Origin of the sequence: Streptomyces sp. NPDC093071 (assembly GCF_044754545.1) — a bacterium.
Taxonomy (GTDB): domain Bacteria; phylum Actinomycetota; class Actinomycetes; order Streptomycetales; family Streptomycetaceae; genus Streptomyces.
In genome coordinates this window covers 275,191-290,259 of record NZ_JBIVPH010000005.1, presented here as the reverse complement: position 1 = coordinate 290,259, position 15,069 = coordinate 275,191, and the positions used below count along the sequence as shown (strand labels likewise).

Sequence of the window (15,069 nt, the reverse complement as noted above, 5' to 3'; positions counted from 1 at the left end):
GCCCTGCCCGTCCCACGGGGAGGGACGGGCCGGGCGGCGGCGGGTGCCGTCAGACCGTGCGGAGCAGCACCGCCGGCTGTTCGACGCAGTCCGCCACGTACCGCAGGAAGCCGCCCGCCGTGCCGCCGTCGCAGACGCGGTGGTCGAAGGTGAACGAGAGCTGCACCACCTGACGGACCGCCAGTTCGCCCCGGTGCACCCAGGGCTTGGGGATGATCCGGCCGACGCCGAGCATGGCGGCCTCGGGGTGGTTGATGATCGGCGTGGAGCCGTCGACCCCGAACACCCCGTAGTTGTTGAGGGTGAACGTGCCCCCCGTCAGATCGGCCGGGGTGAGCGCGGACTGCCGGGCGGCCTCGGTCAGGCGCCCGAACTCCTCCGTCAGCGACTCGGCCGTCCGCGTCCCCGCGTTCCTGACCACGGGGACGACCAGGCCGCGCGGGGTCTGGGCGGCGAACCCGAGGTGCACGTCCGGCAGCCGGACGATCTCCCGGGCGGCGGTGTCGACCGTGGAGTTGAGCTCGGGGAACCGGGCCAGGGCGTGGACGCAGATCCGGGCGAGGAGCGCGAGCAGCGAGATCTTCGGCCCGCCCGCCGCGTTCATCGCCGCCCGCGCGGCCATCAGCTCGGTCGCGTCGGCGTCGACCCAGCAGGTCGCGTCCGGGATCTCCGTACGGCTGCGGGACAGCTTGTCCGCCACCGCGCCACGGACCCCGCGCAGCGGAACCCGCTCGCCCGCCGACGTGACGGAAGCGGTGGGAACGGCAGGGGCCACGGGGACGGGCGCCGGAGAGGCATCCTGCGGGCCCCGGTCCGTCGCGAGGGCCAGCTCCACGTCGGCCCGCAGGATCAGGCCCTCGGGCCCCGACCCGCGCACCTGCCGCAGATCGAGCCCCCCGTCCCTGGCCAGCTTGCGGACGAGCGGCGAGATGACGGGCACGGGCCCCTGGTGGGTGGGGACGGGTGCGGGTGCGGGCACGGGCGCGGGGGTCGCGGCCGGACCCGTCTGCCGCACCCGGCGGCGCCGGGCGGCGGGCCCTGCGGTGCCGTACCCGACGAGGACGTTGCCGGAGTACTCGGAGGACACTGCGGACTCCGGGGACGCCGCCGACTCGGACGACCCGGCGACGGCTCCCTCCGCGACGGCGGAGACGGCCACCGGCTCCGCCTCCCCCGTACCGCCCACGGCGACCGTCAGGAGCGGTGCTCCGACGGGCAGTTCGGTGCCCTCCTCGCCGTACCGGGCGGTGACGACGCCGCCGTACGGGCAGGGCACCTCGACCATGGCCTTGGCCGTCTCGACCTCGACGACCGGCTGGTCGACGGCGACGACGTCGCCGACGGCGACCAGCCAGCGCACGATCTCGGCCTCGGTGAGTCCCTCGCCGAGGTCGGGCAGCTTGAATTCGAGGACCTGGGCCATCAGTTGTCCGCCTCCCACTGGAGCCGGGCCACCGCGTCCAGGACCCGGTCCACACCGGGCAGGTGGTGGCGCTCCAGCATCGGCGGCGGGTACGGGATGTCGAAGCCCGCGACCCGCAGCACCGGCGCCTCCAGGTGGTGGAAGCAGCGCTCGGTCACCCGGGCGGCGATCTCCGCGCCGGGGCCGCCGAAGCCGGTCGACTCGTGGACCACGACCGCGCGTCCGGTGCGCCGCACCGAGGCGCAGACGGTCTCGTCGTCGAACGGCACGAGCGAGCGCAGGTCGACGACTTCGAGGTCCCAGCCCTCCGCCTGCGCGGCCTCGGCGGCCTCCAGGCAGACCGGCACCGAGGGGCCGTAGGTGATCAGGGTGGCGCTGGTGCCCCGGCGCCGCACGACGGCCCTGCCGATCGGCTCGACGGCCGCGGGCGCCTCGGGGGACCAGTCGGACTTGGACCAGTAGAGCCGCTTGGGCTCCAGGAAGACCACCGGGTCGTCGGAGGCGATGGCCGCGCGCAGCAGGCCGTAGGCGTCCTCGACGGTGGCCGGGGTGACGACGTGCAGGCCCGGGGTGGCCGTGTAGTAGGCCTCGGAGGAGTCGCTGTGGTGCTCGACGCCGCCGATCCCGCCGCCGTACGGCACCCGGATGACGATCGGCATCGGCATCGTGCCGCGCGTGCGGTTGCGCATCTTCGCCACGTGGGAGATCAGCTGCTCGAACGCCGGATAGGCGAAGGCGTCGAACTGCATCTCGACGACCGGCCGCAGACCGTACATGGCCATGCCGACGGCCGCGCCGAGGATGCCGGCCTCGGCCAGCGGGGTGTCCGTGCAGCGGTCCTCGCCGAACTCCTTGGCGAGCCCGTCGGTGACCCGGAAGACCCCGCCGAGGGTGCCGACGTCCTCGCCCATCACGTGGACGGTCGGGTCCTCGGCCATGGCGTCGCGCATGGCACGCTGGAGCGCCTGCGCCATCGTGGCGGGCTTGGCCTTCCCGGCCCTGCCGCCGGTCCCGGCCGCCTTGGGTCCGGTCGTCGCGGTCGTCATCACGCCTCACCCTCGGCTTCGAGCTCGGCGCGCAGCTGCGCCGCCTGTTCGCGCAGTTGCGCGGTCTGCTCCGCGTACACGTGGGCGAACAGGTCCATCGGGTCGAGCACCGGGTCGGCGTTCATCCGTTCGCGCAGGTCGGCGGCCATGGTCTCGGCGGCCTCGGCGGCGGCGCGCCTGCCGTCCTCGTCGAGCAGGCCGCGCCCGGTCAGTTCCCGTTCGAGGATCAGGACGGGGTCGTGCGCCCGCCAGGTCTCGACCTCGTCGGCCTCCCGGTAGCGGGTGGCGTCGTCGGCGTTGGTGTGGGCGTCGATCCGGTAGGTGACGGCCTCGACCAGGGTCGGTCCGCCGCCGCGCCGCGCGCGTGCCACGGCCTCGGTGAGGACCTGGTGGACGGCGACCACGTCGTTCCCGTCGACGAGCCGGCCCGGCATCCCGTATCCGACGGCCTTGTGGGCGAGGGAGGGGGCGGCGGTCTGCTTGGCGAGCGGCACGGAGATCGCGAAGCCGTTGTTCTGGACGAGGAAGACCACGGGGGCCTGCCAGACGGCCGCGAAGTTGAGCGCCTCGTGGAAGTCGCCCTCGCTGGTGCCGCCGTCGCCGACCATGGCGAGGGCGACGACGTCGTCACCCTTGAGGCGGGCGGCGTGGGCGAGGCCCACCGCGTGCGGGAGCTGGGTGGCCAGGGGCGTGCAGAGCGGGGCGATCCGGTGTTCGTGCGGGTCGTAGCCGGTGTGCCAGTCGCCGCGCAGCAGGGTCAGGGCCTGGACGGGGTCGAGGCCGCGGGCCACCGCCGCCAGGGTGTCGCGGTACGAGGGGAAGAGCCAGTCCCGGTCCTCCAGGACGGCCGCGGCGGCGATCTCGCACGCCTCCTGGCCGGTGGTGGACGGGTACACGGCGAGCCGGCCCTGCTTGGTGAGGGCGGTGGCCTGCGTGTTGTACCGGCGGCCGCGGACCAGCTCCGCGTAGAGCCTCAGCAACAGCGCGGGATCGGCGTCGGCCACGGCGTCCGTGCCGAGCACGCGCAGCGGCTCGGCGTCGGGCAGCAGCGGCGCGGGGTCGGTGCGCGGCTGCCACGTCGGCGGGGTGGTCCGGTGGGCGTGGGCGGCACCGGGCGGCTCTTGGACTGTCGAACTGCGCTGTCGCAACGAGTCCACCTCCTCGTGGGAGCGGGCATACAGCCCGAAGGCGGGCGGCGCGAGTGTGGTGCGCCTCACCTACCGATTGTTCGGTCGTGGAGGCATTTTGGCTACAGGCGCCTCCAGCCTGTGGACAAACGGTTCTCCACAGCCTGGGATGGGAACAGGTCGTCCACCGGAGGAAGGCGGGGGCACATGGCGGATGAACAAATGGCCGACGAATGGGAGCAGGTCGTGTCACCGGCGCCCGACGCGGCGCTGCCGGGCCCGCCCGCGCGCCCGCTGGACGCCATCGACCGCGACATCCTGCGCATACTCCAAACGGACGGCCGCGCCTCGATCCGCTCCGTGGCCGAGCGGGTGCACGTCTCCCGGGCCAACGCCTACGCGCGGATCAACCGGCTCATCGACGACGGGGTGATCCGCGGCTTCAGCGCCCGCGTGAACCACGAGCGGGCGGGCCACGGCGCCTCCGCCTACATCACGCTCAAGATCGTCCAGAACTCCTGGCGGACCGTGCGCGAGCAGCTCCAGGCCCTGCCCGGAGCCGCGCACATCGCGCTGGTCAGCGGCGATTTCGACGTGCTGCTCCTGGTCCACACCCCGGACAACCGGACCCTGCGCGAGCTGGTGCTCACCAAGCTCCAGTCGATCCCGGAGGTGCTCTCCACCCGGACCCTGCTGGTCTTCGAGGAGACGGACCTCGACCCGGACCACTGAGACGCCCGGGCCGGACCACTGAGACGCCCGGGCCGGACCCGCCGAGAACGTCAGCGGGCCGTCCGCAGCCCGTCGAAGGCCAGGTGGACGACGGTCTCGGCGATCCGCCGCCGCTCCGCCACCGTGTCCGGGTGCGGCCGGTACCACTCCACCAGCGAGTTGATCATGCCGAAGAGCAGCCGGGTCGCGAGCCGGATGTCCACGTCGGCCCGCAGGTCGCCCTCGGCGACGGCCGCCTTCAGCAGGTCGGCCACCCGGTGGTCGAACTCGCGGCGCCGCTCCATCGCCCACCGCTCGGTGGCCGTGTTGCCGCGCACCCGCAGGAGCAGCGTCACGTACGGCAGCTCCTCGACCAGCACCTCGACCGTGCGGCGCGTGACGTACTCGACCCGCTCGACGGCCCGGCCCCGCCCGGCCCCCGGCTCGTCGAGGACCGCGAACAGGCCGTCGAGCGCCCGGCTGACCGCCCGCCGGAGCAGCTCCTCCTTGCCGGACACGTGGTGATAGATCGACGACTTGGAGATGCCCGCCGCCTTGGACAGGTGCTCCATGGAGGTGCCGTCGTAACCGCGCTCGTTGAAGACCCGCACCGCGACCGAGAGCAGCGTCTCGGGGGTGTACGTGTCGCGCTTCGCCGTGGTCATCGCGATTCCCGTCCTTCCTCGGCGTATCCCCGGCGGACGGTGCCCAGGCACGGCGCGTACCGCCCCGTCGGGTAGCGCTCGTGCAGCGAGAAGAGCAGGCCCCGCACGCGCGCGTGGCCCACCTTCCCGGCCCACTCCAGCGGCCCCAGCGGATAGTTCACGCCGAGCCGCATCGCCGTGTCGACGTCCTCGGCGGTGGCGACCCCCCGGTCGACCGCGTCGGCCGCGAGGTCGGCCAGCATCGCGACCGTACGGGCGACGATCATGCCGGGCACGTCGCCGATGACGGACACCTGCTTGCCGAGGGCCTGGAAGAGGCCGACGGCCTCGGCGAGGGACTCGGGCGAGGTGTGCTCGCCGGTCGAGAGCACGATCCGGGACGCGCGCGCGTAGTCCGGCGCGAGGTCGAAGTAGATGATCTCCTCGTCGGGGTACTCGAAGGAGGTCTCGCCGTCGGCCAGGCTGAGCCGGGCGCCGCCGGGCAGCTGGATGTACCCGTTGCCACCCTTGCGCCGAACCTTGATCCCGGCCTCCTCGAAGAGCCCCACCAGCGGCTCCGCGGGTTCCAGGTCGCCCCGGACGGTGATCTTCTCCGGGGCCTTCGCCGGCGGGGCCGTGTGCGGCTCGGGACGCTCGGCGCCCTCCGCGTACGAGAACCAGCCGTGGCCCGTCTTGCGGCCGAGGCGCCCGGACTCGACGAGCCGGCGCTGCGCGAGCGACGGGGTGAACTTGGGGTCCTGGTGGAAGGAGTCCCAGACGGAGCGGGTGACGGCCTCGTTCACGTCCTGGCCGATCAGGTCGGTCAGCTCGAACGGGCCCATGCGGAAGCCGCCGCTCTCGCGCAGGGCCGCGTCGATGGTGGCCGGGTCGGCCCCGCCCTCCTCGTACACCCGCAGCGCCTCGGCGTAGAAGGGGCGGGCGATCCGGTTCACGATGAAGCCGGGGGTGTCCGCGCAGCGCACCGGCGTCTTGCCCCAGCCCTTCACCGTCCCGTACGCGCGCGTGGCGACGTCCGGGTCGGTGGCGAAGCCGCTGACGACCTCGACCAGCGGGAGCAGCGGCGCCGGGTTGAAGAAGTGCAGTCCGACGAACCGGCCGGGCAGCCGCAGGCCCCCGGCGATGGCGGTGACGGAGAGCGACGAGGTGTTGGTGGCGAGGACGGCGTCGTCGCCGACGACCTCCTCCAGGTCCGCGAAGAGCCGCCGCTTGACCGCCAGGTCCTCGACGATCGCCTCGACGACGAGGGCCGCGTCCGCGAGCTCGGCGAGCTCCCCGGCCGCGTGCAGCCGTCCGACGGCCGCCTCGCGCGCGCCGGCGTCCAGGCGACCCTTCTCCACGAGCCGGTCGAGGCGGGCGGCGAGGGCGGCCACGGCCTCCTCCGCGCGGCCGGGGGCGCTGTCGTAGAGGCGCACGGGGTGACCGGCGACCAGCGCGACCTGGGCGATGCCCTGCCCCATGGTCCCGGTGCCGACGACGGCGACGACGCGGTCCCGCCCGACGGGCTCCGCGGCCCCGGCCGGGTCCGGCTCCACGGCCTCGGTCCGGTCCGGTTCCACAGCCCCGGCCCGGTCCGTCTCCACGGCTTCAACGCGTTCCTGCTCCACGGCGGCGGCCTCGTTGGCGGTCACGTCGTCGCTCCCCCTGACGGTCACGTCGGCACTCATGGGAGTGATCCTCCCCGATGGGTTTTCCACAGGATCGCCGGGCCCCCTTGTCCCGACCGATCGTTCGGTTACTCTAACTCCGTACGTGTCTCCCTGCCCAGCTCGACGAGGAGTTGGTCCATCCATGGCCACCGCTCAGCCGACCACCGACCGTCTGGCCGAGAAGCACCGGTCCACGCTCGACCAGGCGCTCGACACCATCCGCACCCGCGCCTACTGGTCGCCGCACCCCGAGCACCCGAAGGCGTACGGGGCGGACGGCTCGCTCGACGCGGCGGCCGGCCTCGCCGCGTACCAGTCCCTGCTGAACGGCCGCTTCGAGCTGGACCAGCCCGGCACGGACGGCTGGACCGGCGGCGAGGTCTCGCCGTACGGGCCGGAGCTCGGCGTCGAGTACCCGCACGCGGACATCGACGTCCTGCTGCCCGCCATGCGCGCGGGAGTGGGCGCCTGGCGGGACGCCGGGGCCGAGACGCGCGCCCTGGTCTGCCTGGAGATCCTCGCCCGGATCTCCGCCCGCACCCACGAGTTCGCCCACGCCGTCATGCACACCAGCGGCCAGGCGTTCATGATGGCGTTCCAGGCCGGCGGCCCGCACGCCCAGGACCGCGGCCTGGAGGCCGTGGCGTACGCGTACGCGGAGCAGACCCGCACCCCCGCCGGACGGGCCGGCTGGTCCAAGCCCCAGGGCAAGCGCGACCCCCTGGAGCTGAGCAAGGAGTTCACTCCGGTCGGCCGGGGCGTCGCCCTGGTGATCGGCTGCAACACCTTCCCCACCTGGAACGGCTACCCGGGCCTGTTCGCCTCCCTCGCCACCGGCAACCCGGTCCTGGTCAAGCCCCACCCGCGCGCGGTCCTGCCGCTCGCGCTCACCGTCCGGATCGCCCGCGAGGTGCTCGCCGAGACGGGCTTCGACCCGAACCTGGTGGCGCTCGCCGTCGAGCGTCCCGGCGAGGGCGTCGCGAAGACCCTGGCCGTGCGCCCCGAGGTCCGGATCATCGACTACACCGGCTCGACCGCCTTCGGCGACTGGCTGGAGGCCAACGCCCGCCAGGCCCAGGTCTACACCGAGAAGGCCGGGGTCAACACGGTCGTGGTGGACTCCACCGACGACTACAAGGGGATGCTCGGCAACCTGGCCTTCTCGCTGTCCCTCTACAGCGGCCAGATGTGCACCACCCCGCAGAACCTGCTGATCCCCCGCGACGGCATCACCACCGACCAGGGCCCCAAGTCGTACGACGAGGTCACGGCCGACCTGGCGGCGGCGGTCGGCGGCCTGCTCGGCGACGACGCCCGGGCCAACGGTCTGCTGGGCGCCCTGGTCAACCCGGACGTGAAGGCGCGCCTGGAGGCCGCCGCCGACCTCGGCGAGGTGGCGCTGGCCTCCCGCGAGGTGGTCAACCCGGACTTCCCCGACGCCGTGGTCCGCACCCCGGTGATCGTGAAGCTGGACGGCGCCAAGCCGGAGGCCCAGGACGCGTACTTCTCGGAGTGCTTCGGCCCGGTCTCCTTCGCCGTCGCGGTGGACTCCACCGCCGAGGCCCTGGAGCTGCTGCGGCGCACGGTCCGCGAGAAGGGCGCGATGACGGTCGGCGCGTACACGACCTCGGCGGAGGTCGAGCGCGCGGTGGAGGAGGTCTGCCTGGAGGAGTCGGCCCAGCTCTCGCTGAACCTGACGGGCGGGGTGTACGTGAACCAGACGGCCGCGTTCTCCGACTTCCACGGCTCCGGCGGGAACCCGGCGGCGAACGCCGCCCTGTGCGACGGCGCCTTCGTCTCCAACCGCTTCCGGGTGGTGGAGGTCCGCCGCCAGGCCTGACCTCCCGCGTGCGGCGGGGCCCGGCCGGGCCCCGCCGTCCTCAGGGGTGTCCTAAGGGGCGTCGATCTCCGCGTACCGCTGGATCCACGCGTGCATGGCGATGGCGGCGGCCGCCCCCGCGTTGATCGACCGGGTGGAGCCGAACTGGGCGATCGAGCAGACCCGCTCCACATGGGCGCGGGCCTCCTCGGTGAGCCCGGGCCCCTCCTGCCCGAAGAGCAGCACGCAGCGCCGGGGGAGCACGGTCCGCTCCAGGGGCACGGCGCCGGGCAGGTTGTCGATGCCGATGACGGGCAGGCCCTCGGCCGCCGCCCACGAGGTCAGCGACTCGGTGTCCGGGTGGTGGCGGACGTGCTGGTAGCGGTCGGTGACCATGGCGCCGCGCCGGTTCCAGCGCCGCCGGCCCACGATGTGGACCTCCTTGGCCAGGAAGGCGTTGGCGGTCCGCACCACCGAGCCGATGTTGAAGTCGTGGCCCCAGTTCTCCACCGCCACGTGGAAGTCGTGGCGCCGGGTGTCCAGGTCGGCGACGACCGCCTCGCGCGTCCAGTACCGGTAGCGGTCGACGACGTTGCGCCGGTCGCCCCCGGCGAGCAGCTCGGGGTCGTACCGCTCGTCCTCGGGCCACGGCTCCGGGTGCGGCCCGACGCCGACCTCGGGGCCGTACCCCTCGTCGTACTGGACCGGCTCCCGGTCGGGCCCGGCGGTCTCCGGCCCGGTCCCGGGCGTCTCTTCGGTGGTGCTCACCCGACGAGGGTACGGGGGCCGTGCTCCTCGTCCGTACGGCGCTGCTCGGGCAGCGTCCCGTCCGGCGTCCGCCGCAGCAGCCGGTCGCGGATCCGGGTCGCCCGGGCGCCCAGGGCCACCAGGAAGACCGTCGGCAGGAACACCGCGTCGGCGGAGATCATCGCCAGCGAGAAGACCGGCAGGCCGAGGAGCAGGGCGATCCCGGCGTGCTCCAGCATCATCGCGACGAGGAGGACGTTCTTGACCTTGCGGTTGAAGAGCGTGAAGGGGAAGGCGACCTGCACGATCACCGTGCCGTAGGTGAGCACCATGACCATGATCCCGCTGGAGGCGAGCAGCTCGGAGAGGGCGGGCCAGGGCGTGAAGTAGTCGAGGTGGAGCGGGTAGAACAGCGCGGTGCCGTCCTGCCAGCGCGAGCCCTGGATCTTGTACCAGCCGGCCGTGGCGTAGATCAGGCAGACCTCCGCCATGAGCACCAGCAGGGCGGCGTTGTGCGCGAGGTGGGCGAGGGCGTCGAGCAGGGTGCGGGGCTCCCCCGGGGCGTACCGGGAGACCAGCCACCACAGCGCGTTTCCCAGCCAGAGCACCCACAGCAGCACCGGCATCCACCACTCGCCGCTGACGTCGGAGAACCAGGTGGCGGCCATGAGGAAGCCGCCGAGCACGACCCACAGCAGTGGCCCGGTGAGGTCGCGGCGCGGGGGTTCCCCGGCGCGGGCGGCGCGGTCCTCGCGGGCCGCCCGCCGGGCGTCCAGGGACCACACCTGCGAGCAGCGGGTCAGGACGAGGTAGAGCGCGGCGAGGTGGAGGACGTTGTCGCCGCCGTCGCCCACGAAGACGGCGCGGTTCTGCAGTGACAGCACCCCGGCCATGAAGACCACGGAGACGGCCCGGGTGCGCCAGCCCACCAGGAGGAGGGCGGCGGAGAGCACCGCGAGTGCGTAGACGAGCTCGAACCAGATCCGGCCGTCCGACCACATGAGCACGCTGAAGGCCCGGTTGTCGGAGATCAGCCGCTCGGCCATCCCCCAGGACCAGGGGCTGTCGAGGCCGTACAGCCGGTGCCGGTGGGGCAGCTCGCGCAGCAGGAAGACCAACCAGGTCAGCGAGAAGCCGATCCGGACGATCGCGGTCTGGTACGGGCCGAGGGAGCGGCCGGTGACGGTCTGGACGGCGCGGGCGAGCCGTCGGTCGAAGGGCTCGCGGGCACGCGCGGGCGTGGCGGCGGACACGGGCGTCGGCGTCGGGGCGCTCATCGGGCCTCCTCCGTAGGGTTCCGGTCGGCGCCGGCGTCGGCGGACCGGTCGGCGTCGGTGATCCGCCACCACGGGAAGTCGCGGGAGGAGGGGGAGGGCTTCGACTTCTCGGTGCTCCACGCCGGCGCGGGGACGCGCCGGGTGACGGAGCGGAGCTGGATGCGCCGCACCTCGGAGTCCGCGAGGGCCGGGAGGGCGTCGAGCCGCTGCACCGCGATCCGGCGCATGTACTGCTCCGAGAGGCGGCCGCGCGGCCCGTTGGAGCGGTGGTCGTCGGAGTGCGTGTTGGAGTAGAAGTCCAGAGCCCTGCGGAGCTGGTTCTGCTGGGTGTGGCTCGGCAGCGGGTTGTGGCGGATCGCCTCGGTGTCCTGGGCGGTGAGGTCGATCCAGCCGGTGGTCCGGCGGGTGCCGTCGGGGGCGGTGACCTCGGCGCGGACCTCGACGGAGACGTTCTGCTGGAGCGGGTTGGGCGCGAAGAGCTTCCAGTTCTGCTCGAACTCGGGGTAGATCCAGTCGTCCACGGCCTGGCCGTTCTGCTTGGTCAGCGTGTTGGACGGCGCCACGTGCAGGAAGACCATCGCCAGGTGGACGCAGGCGAAGACGCCGGTGACGGCGAGCGCGACGGCGACGACGACCTGGTACGGCAGGGACAGGGCCATGATCCCGGTGCCCGCCCCGGAGGTGCCGGGCGTCCCCGTCCCGCCGGTCGTGCCGGGCCCTCCGGCGGCCTGCGGGGACGCGGGGTCCAGGGAGGCGGGGGGCGGCTCCTCCGGGGGTGTCCGCCGGTCGCCGCTCACCTCGACCGCGTCCTTTTCGACGTACGCGTCCATCCCGCCCCGATCCCGATCGGCCCACCTCGGTTATCCACAGGGTTGACACCATACGGGCCGCCGTCTCACCATTGAAGCCAATGAACCGAACGATCGGTCGGTAGGGGATCTGATGACCGCAGTGACGGCAGGAACGGCAGGGACCGCGGGCACGGCGGGCGGCGCGGGCACGACCGGCGCGGCGGACGCGGCCGCGGTGGAGGCGGCCGCCCACGAGGCCGTCTTCGACGCCGCCGTCGCCGCCGACGAGCGCATCGAGCCGCGCGACTGGATGCCCGAGGCCTACCGCGCCTCGCTCGTCCGGCAGATCGCGCAGCACGCCCACTCCGAGATCATCGGGATGCAGCCCGAGGCGAACTGGATCACCCGCGCGCCCTCGCTGCGCCGCAAGGCGATCCTGATGGCCAAGGTGCAGGACGAGGCCGGCCACGGCCTCTACCTGTACAGCGCGGCGGAGACCCTCGGCACCAGCCGCGACGAGCTGCTCGACAAGCTCCACTCCGGCCGCCAGAAGTACTCCTCAATCTTCAACTACCCCACGCTGACCTGGGCCGACGTCGGCGCGATCGGCTGGCTGGTCGACGGCGCCGCGATCACCAACCAGGTCCCCCTCTGCCGCTGCTCCTACGGCCCGTACGCCCGCGCGATGGTCCGGGTCTGCAAGGAGGAGTCCTTCCACCAGCGCCAGGGGTACGAGGCGCTGCTCGCCCTGTCGAACGGCACCGAGGCCCAGCACGCCATGGCGCAGGACGCGGTGGACCGCTGGTGGTGGCCCTCGCTGATGATGTTCGGCCCGCCGGACGACGAGTCGACCCACACGGCCCAGGCGATGGCCTGGAAGATCAAGCGCCACTCCAACGACGAGCTGCGGCAGCGCTTCGTCGACATCGCCGCGCCGCAGGCCGACGCGCTCGGCCTCACCCTCCCCGACCCGGACCTCCGGTGGAACGAGGAGCGCGGGCACTATGACTTCGGGCCGATCGACTGGACCGAGTTCTGGGACGTCCTCAAGGGGAACGGCCCCTGCAACGACCAGCGGCTGAGCAGGCGGCGCCAGGCCCACGAGGACGGCGCCTGGGTCAGGGAAGCGGCGGCGGCCTACGCGGACAAGCACACCGGCGGGAACAACGGGAAGGCACAGGCATGACGAGCGACGGTTGGCCGCTGTGGGAGGTGTTCGTGCGCTCGCGCCGCGGACTGTCCCACACCCACGCGGGCAGTCTCCACGCGCCCGACGCGGAGATGGCCCTGCGCAACGCCCGCGACCTGTACACCCGCAGGAGCGAGGGCGTCTCGATCTGGGTCGTGCCCTCCGCGGCGATCACCGCCTCCTCGCCCGACGAGAAGGACCCCTTCTTCGACCCGGCGGCGGACAAGCCCTACCGCCACCCGACGTTCTACGAGATCCCGGAAGGGGTGAAGCACCTGTGAGCACCCCGGACACCCGAGAAGGCCCCGCCACCCGCGAGACCGGTGCCGCCGTGCCCGTGGGCGCGGCCCTCGCCCTCGGCGACGACGCCCTCGTCCTCTCCCACCGCCTGGGGGAGTGGGCCGGCTCCGCCCCCGTGCTGGAGGAGGAGGTCGCCCTGGCCAACATCGCGCTGGACCTGCTCGGCCAGGCCCGCGTCCTGCTCTCCCTCGTCGGCGACGAGGACGAACTGGCCTACCTCCGGGAGGAGCGCTCCTTCCGGAACGTCCAGCTCGTCGAGCAGCCGAACGGCGACTTCGCCCACACCATCGCCCGGCAGCTGTACTTCTCCACCTACCAGCACCTCCTGTACGCGCGGCTGGCCTCCGGCGACGGGCCCTTCGCGGGCCTCGCGGCGAAGGCCGTCAAGGAGGTCGCCTACCACCGGGACCACGCCGAGCACTGGACGCTGCGCCTCGGCGACGGCACCCCCGAGAGCCACGCGCGGATGAGCCGGGCCTGCGAGGCCCTGTGGCGGTACACCGGCGAACTGTTCCGGCCGGTCGAGGGACTCGACGTGGACCACGCGGCCCTGGAGAGCGCCTGGCTGGAGTCGGTGACGGACGTCCTCGGCAGGGCCACGCTCACCGTGCCCTCCGGGCCGCGCACCGGCGCCTGGAGCGCGGGCGCGGGCCGCCAGGGCCTGCACACCGAGTCCTTCGGGCGGATGCTGGCCGAGATGCAGCACCTGCACCGCAGCCACCCGGGGGCGTCGTGGTGACCATGACGGCCCTGGAGGAGGAGCTGAGCCGGGTCGCCGGCTCCGTCCCCGACCCCGAGCTGCCCGTCCTCACCCTGGAGGAGCTGGGCGTCATGCGGGGCGTCCACGTCACCGGCCCCGGCCGGGTCGAGGTCACCCTCACCCCGACGTACACGGGCTGCCCCGCGATCGAGGCCATGTCCTCGGACATCGAGCGCGCCCTCCACGACCACGGGGTCCCGGAGGTCTCCGTCGTCACGGTCCTCACCCCCGCCTGGTCCACCGACGACATCAGCGAGGAGGGGCGGCGCAAGCTCACCGAGTTCGGCATCGCCCCGCCGCGCCCGCAGGGCCCGGCCGGCGGCCCGGTGCCGCTGACGCTGGCGATCCGCTGCCCGCACTGCGGTTCCACCGACACCGAGCTCCTGAGCCGCTTCTCCTCCACCGCGTGCAAGGCCCTACGCCGCTGCACCGCCTGCCGCGAACCGTTCGACCACTTCAAGGAGCTGTAGATGGTGTCCTCAGGCGCGGGACGGGCCGGGTTCCATCCGCTCGCGGTCAGCGAGGTCGAGCGGCTCACGGACGACTCCGTGGCCGTCACCTTCGCGGTCCCGCCCGAGCTCCACGAGACGTACCGGCACCTGCCCGGCCAGCACCTCGCGCTGCGGCGCACCGACGAGCGGGGCGGGGAGGTGCGGCGCACGTACTCGATCTGCGCCCCCGCCGCCCCGGCCGGCGAGCCCCCCGTCCTGCGCGTCGGCATCCGGCTCGTGGACGGCGGCGCGTTCTCGACGTACGCCCTCAAGGAGCTGGCCGTCGGCGACCTCGTCGAGGTCATGGAGCCGATGGGCCGCTTCACGCTCGCCCCGCGCCCCGGATACTTCGCGGCCGTCGTCGGCGGCAGCGGCATCACCCCGGTGCTCTCGATGGCGGCCACCCTGCTCGCTCGCGAGCCGGAGGCCCGGTTCTGCCTGGTCCGGAGCGACCGCACCGCCGCGTCCACGATGTTCCTGGACGAGGTGGCCGACCTCAAGGACCGCTACCCCGGCCGCTTCCAGCTGGTCACCGTGCTCTCCCGGGAGGAGCAGCAGGCGGGCCTGCCGTCCGGCCGGCTCGACCGCGAGCGGCTCGCCGGGCTGCTTCCCGCGCTGCTGCCGGTCGGCGAGGTCGAGGGCTGGTTCCTGTGCGGGCCGTTCGGGCTCGTGCAGGGCGCCGAGCGGGCGCTGCGCGACCTGGGCGTCGACCGGGGCCGGATCCACCAGGAGATCTTCCACGTTGACGACGGCTCCGCGCCCTCGGCGGCCCCGGCGGCCGACGCCCCCGCGCACGCCACCCTGACCGCGACCCTGCACGGCCGGTCCGGCACCTGGCCGGTGGAGCGGGGCGAGACGCTCCTGGACACCGTGCTCCGCGCCCGCGCGGACGCCCCGTACGCCTGCAAGGGCGGGGTGTGCGGCACCTGCCGCGCCTTCGTGGTCGGCGGCGAGGTGCGGATGGACCGCAACTTCGCCCTGGAGCCGGACGAGACGGAGGCCGGTTACGTCCTGGCCTGCCAGTCCCGTCCCACCACCGCCGACGTGGAGCTGGACTTCGACCGCTGACGGGGCCGG

The 15,069-nt window shown here is 73.5% G+C and carries 15 protein-coding genes; 7 read left to right on the top strand and 8 right to left on the bottom strand.

Going from position 1 to position 15,069, the window contains the following annotated elements; genetic code table 11:
- Positions 1-49: 49 nt before the first annotated feature.
- From ACIQD7_RS22115 to pdhA, 3 genes are read right to left on the bottom strand one after another with little or no spacing between them, the layout of a single operon-like run.
- Positions 50-1,423 carry a dihydrolipoamide acetyltransferase family protein gene (locus ACIQD7_RS22115; RefSeq protein WP_402443604.1) on the bottom strand — a complete coding sequence of 458 codons (1,374 nt, stop codon included), beginning with the start codon at positions 1,421-1,423 and terminating at the stop codon, positions 50-52.
- Positions 1,423-2,469 (bottom strand): alpha-ketoacid dehydrogenase subunit beta, encoded by a 1,047-nt coding sequence (locus ACIQD7_RS22110; RefSeq protein WP_402443602.1) that lies wholly within the window; start codon positions 2,467-2,469, stop codon positions 1,423-1,425. The genes ACIQD7_RS22115 and ACIQD7_RS22110 overlap by 1 nt, the downstream gene beginning before the upstream one ends.
- Positions 2,469-3,626 (bottom strand): pyruvate dehydrogenase (acetyl-transferring) E1 component subunit alpha, encoded by a 1,158-nt coding sequence (gene pdhA / locus ACIQD7_RS22105; protein WP_121830127.1) that lies wholly within the window; start codon positions 3,624-3,626, stop codon positions 2,469-2,471. The genes ACIQD7_RS22110 and pdhA overlap by 1 nt, the downstream gene beginning before the upstream one ends.
- A 192-nt stretch (positions 3,627-3,818) precedes the next feature.
- On the opposite strand from pdhA, the gene ACIQD7_RS22100 reads away from it, so the two are divergent.
- Positions 3,819-4,328 carry an Lrp/AsnC family transcriptional regulator gene (locus ACIQD7_RS22100; protein WP_121830109.1) on the top strand — a complete coding sequence of 170 codons (510 nt, stop codon included), beginning with the start codon at positions 3,819-3,821 and terminating at the stop codon, positions 4,326-4,328.
- Positions 4,329-4,378: 50 nt separating this feature from the next.
- Here the strand turns inward: ACIQD7_RS22100 and ACIQD7_RS22095 are convergent, their stop codons facing one another.
- Together ACIQD7_RS22095 and ACIQD7_RS22090 are read right to left on the bottom strand one after the other, a co-directional pair.
- Positions 4,379-4,972, bottom strand: coding sequence for a TetR/AcrR family transcriptional regulator (locus ACIQD7_RS22095; protein WP_121830108.1), 594 nt, complete (start codon positions 4,970-4,972; stop codon positions 4,379-4,381).
- Positions 4,969-6,636, bottom strand: coding sequence for a 3-hydroxyacyl-CoA dehydrogenase (locus ACIQD7_RS22090; protein WP_402443599.1), 1,668 nt, complete (start codon positions 6,634-6,636; stop codon positions 4,969-4,971). Before ACIQD7_RS22090 ends, ACIQD7_RS22095 begins: the two co-directional genes overlap by 4 nt.
- 124 nt (positions 6,637-6,760) lie before the next feature.
- Between ACIQD7_RS22090 and paaN the strand changes: the two genes are divergently transcribed.
- The gene (gene paaN, locus ACIQD7_RS22085) at positions 6,761-8,458 is read left to right on the top strand and encodes a phenylacetic acid degradation protein PaaN (protein WP_402443597.1); all 1,698 of its coding nucleotides are present in this window, start codon (positions 6,761-6,763) and stop codon (positions 8,456-8,458) included.
- Positions 8,459-8,509: 51 nt separating this feature from the next.
- Here the strand turns inward: paaN and ACIQD7_RS22080 are convergent, their stop codons facing one another.
- From ACIQD7_RS22080 to ACIQD7_RS22070, 3 genes are read right to left on the bottom strand one after another with little or no spacing between them, the layout of a single operon-like run.
- Positions 8,510-9,205, bottom strand: a complete 696-nt coding sequence (locus ACIQD7_RS22080) for a TrmH family RNA methyltransferase (protein WP_402443595.1) — start codon at positions 9,203-9,205, stop codon at positions 8,510-8,512.
- Entirely contained in the window at positions 9,202-10,461 is a 1,260-nt protein-coding gene (locus ACIQD7_RS22075) for an HTTM domain-containing protein (protein ID WP_402443593.1), read from the bottom strand. Before ACIQD7_RS22075 ends, ACIQD7_RS22080 begins: the two co-directional genes overlap by 4 nt.
- Positions 10,458-11,291, bottom strand: a complete 834-nt coding sequence (locus ACIQD7_RS22070; RefSeq protein WP_402443591.1) for a DUF5819 family protein — start codon at positions 11,289-11,291, stop codon at positions 10,458-10,460. Before ACIQD7_RS22070 ends, ACIQD7_RS22075 begins: the two co-directional genes overlap by 4 nt.
- Positions 11,292-11,403: 112 nt before the next feature.
- On the opposite strand from ACIQD7_RS22070, the gene paaA reads away from it, so the two are divergent.
- From paaA to ACIQD7_RS22045, 5 genes are read left to right on the top strand one after another with little or no spacing between them, the layout of a single operon-like run.
- Positions 11,404-12,438, top strand: coding sequence for a 1,2-phenylacetyl-CoA epoxidase subunit PaaA (gene paaA, locus ACIQD7_RS22065; RefSeq protein WP_121830102.1), 1,035 nt, complete (start codon positions 11,404-11,406; stop codon positions 12,436-12,438).
- On the top strand, positions 12,435-12,722 hold the full coding sequence (gene paaB, locus ACIQD7_RS22060; protein WP_030206642.1) for a 1,2-phenylacetyl-CoA epoxidase subunit PaaB: 288 nt from the start codon (positions 12,435-12,437) through the stop codon (positions 12,720-12,722). The genes paaA and paaB overlap by 4 nt, the downstream gene beginning before the upstream one ends.
- Complete coding sequence (gene paaC / locus ACIQD7_RS22055; RefSeq protein WP_399756163.1) at positions 12,719-13,480, top strand: 1,2-phenylacetyl-CoA epoxidase subunit PaaC; 762 nt, start codon at positions 12,719-12,721, stop codon at positions 13,478-13,480. Before paaB ends, paaC begins: the two co-directional genes overlap by 4 nt.
- On the top strand, positions 13,474-13,971 hold the full coding sequence (gene paaD, locus ACIQD7_RS22050; protein WP_351971073.1) for a 1,2-phenylacetyl-CoA epoxidase subunit PaaD: 498 nt from the start codon (positions 13,474-13,476) through the stop codon (positions 13,969-13,971). The genes paaC and paaD overlap by 7 nt, the downstream gene beginning before the upstream one ends.
- A complete protein-coding gene (locus ACIQD7_RS22045) occupies positions 13,972-15,060 on the top strand; it encodes a 2Fe-2S iron-sulfur cluster-binding protein (protein ID WP_390755745.1) in 1,089 nt (362 codons plus the stop codon).
- The last annotated feature ends 9 nt before the right edge of the window (positions 15,061-15,069 follow it).

Coding starts and splice junctions, on each gene's coding strand:
- ACIQD7_RS22110 (WP_402443602.1), bottom strand. CDS start 2,469: ATGACGACCGCGACGACCGGACCCAAGGCGGCCGGGACCGGCGGCAGG.
- ACIQD7_RS22095 (WP_121830108.1), bottom strand. CDS start 4,972: ATGACCACGGCGAAGCGCGACACGTACACCCCCGAGACGCTGCTCTCG.
- ACIQD7_RS22115 (WP_402443604.1), bottom strand. CDS start 1,423: ATGGCCCAGGTCCTCGAATTCAAGCTGCCCGACCTCGGCGAGGGACTC.
- ACIQD7_RS22070 (WP_402443591.1), bottom strand. CDS start 11,291: ATGGACGCGTACGTCGAAAAGGACGCGGTCGAGGTGAGCGGCGACCGG.
- ACIQD7_RS22075 (WP_402443593.1), bottom strand. CDS start 10,461: ATGAGCGCCCCGACGCCGACGCCCGTGTCCGCCGCCACGCCCGCGCGT.
- paaA (WP_121830102.1), top strand. CDS start 11,404: ATGACCGCAGTGACGGCAGGAACGGCAGGGACCGCGGGCACGGCGGGC.
- paaB (WP_030206642.1), top strand. CDS start 12,435: ATGACGAGCGACGGTTGGCCGCTGTGGGAGGTGTTCGTGCGCTCGCGC.
- paaN (WP_402443597.1), top strand. CDS start 6,761: ATGGCCACCGCTCAGCCGACCACCGACCGTCTGGCCGAGAAGCACCGG.
- ACIQD7_RS22090 (WP_402443599.1), bottom strand. CDS start 6,636: ATGAGTGCCGACGTGACCGTCAGGGGGAGCGACGACGTGACCGCCAAC.
- ACIQD7_RS22100 (WP_121830109.1), top strand. CDS start 3,819: ATGGCCGACGAATGGGAGCAGGTCGTGTCACCGGCGCCCGACGCGGCG.
- ACIQD7_RS22045 (WP_390755745.1), top strand. CDS start 13,972: ATGGTGTCCTCAGGCGCGGGACGGGCCGGGTTCCATCCGCTCGCGGTC.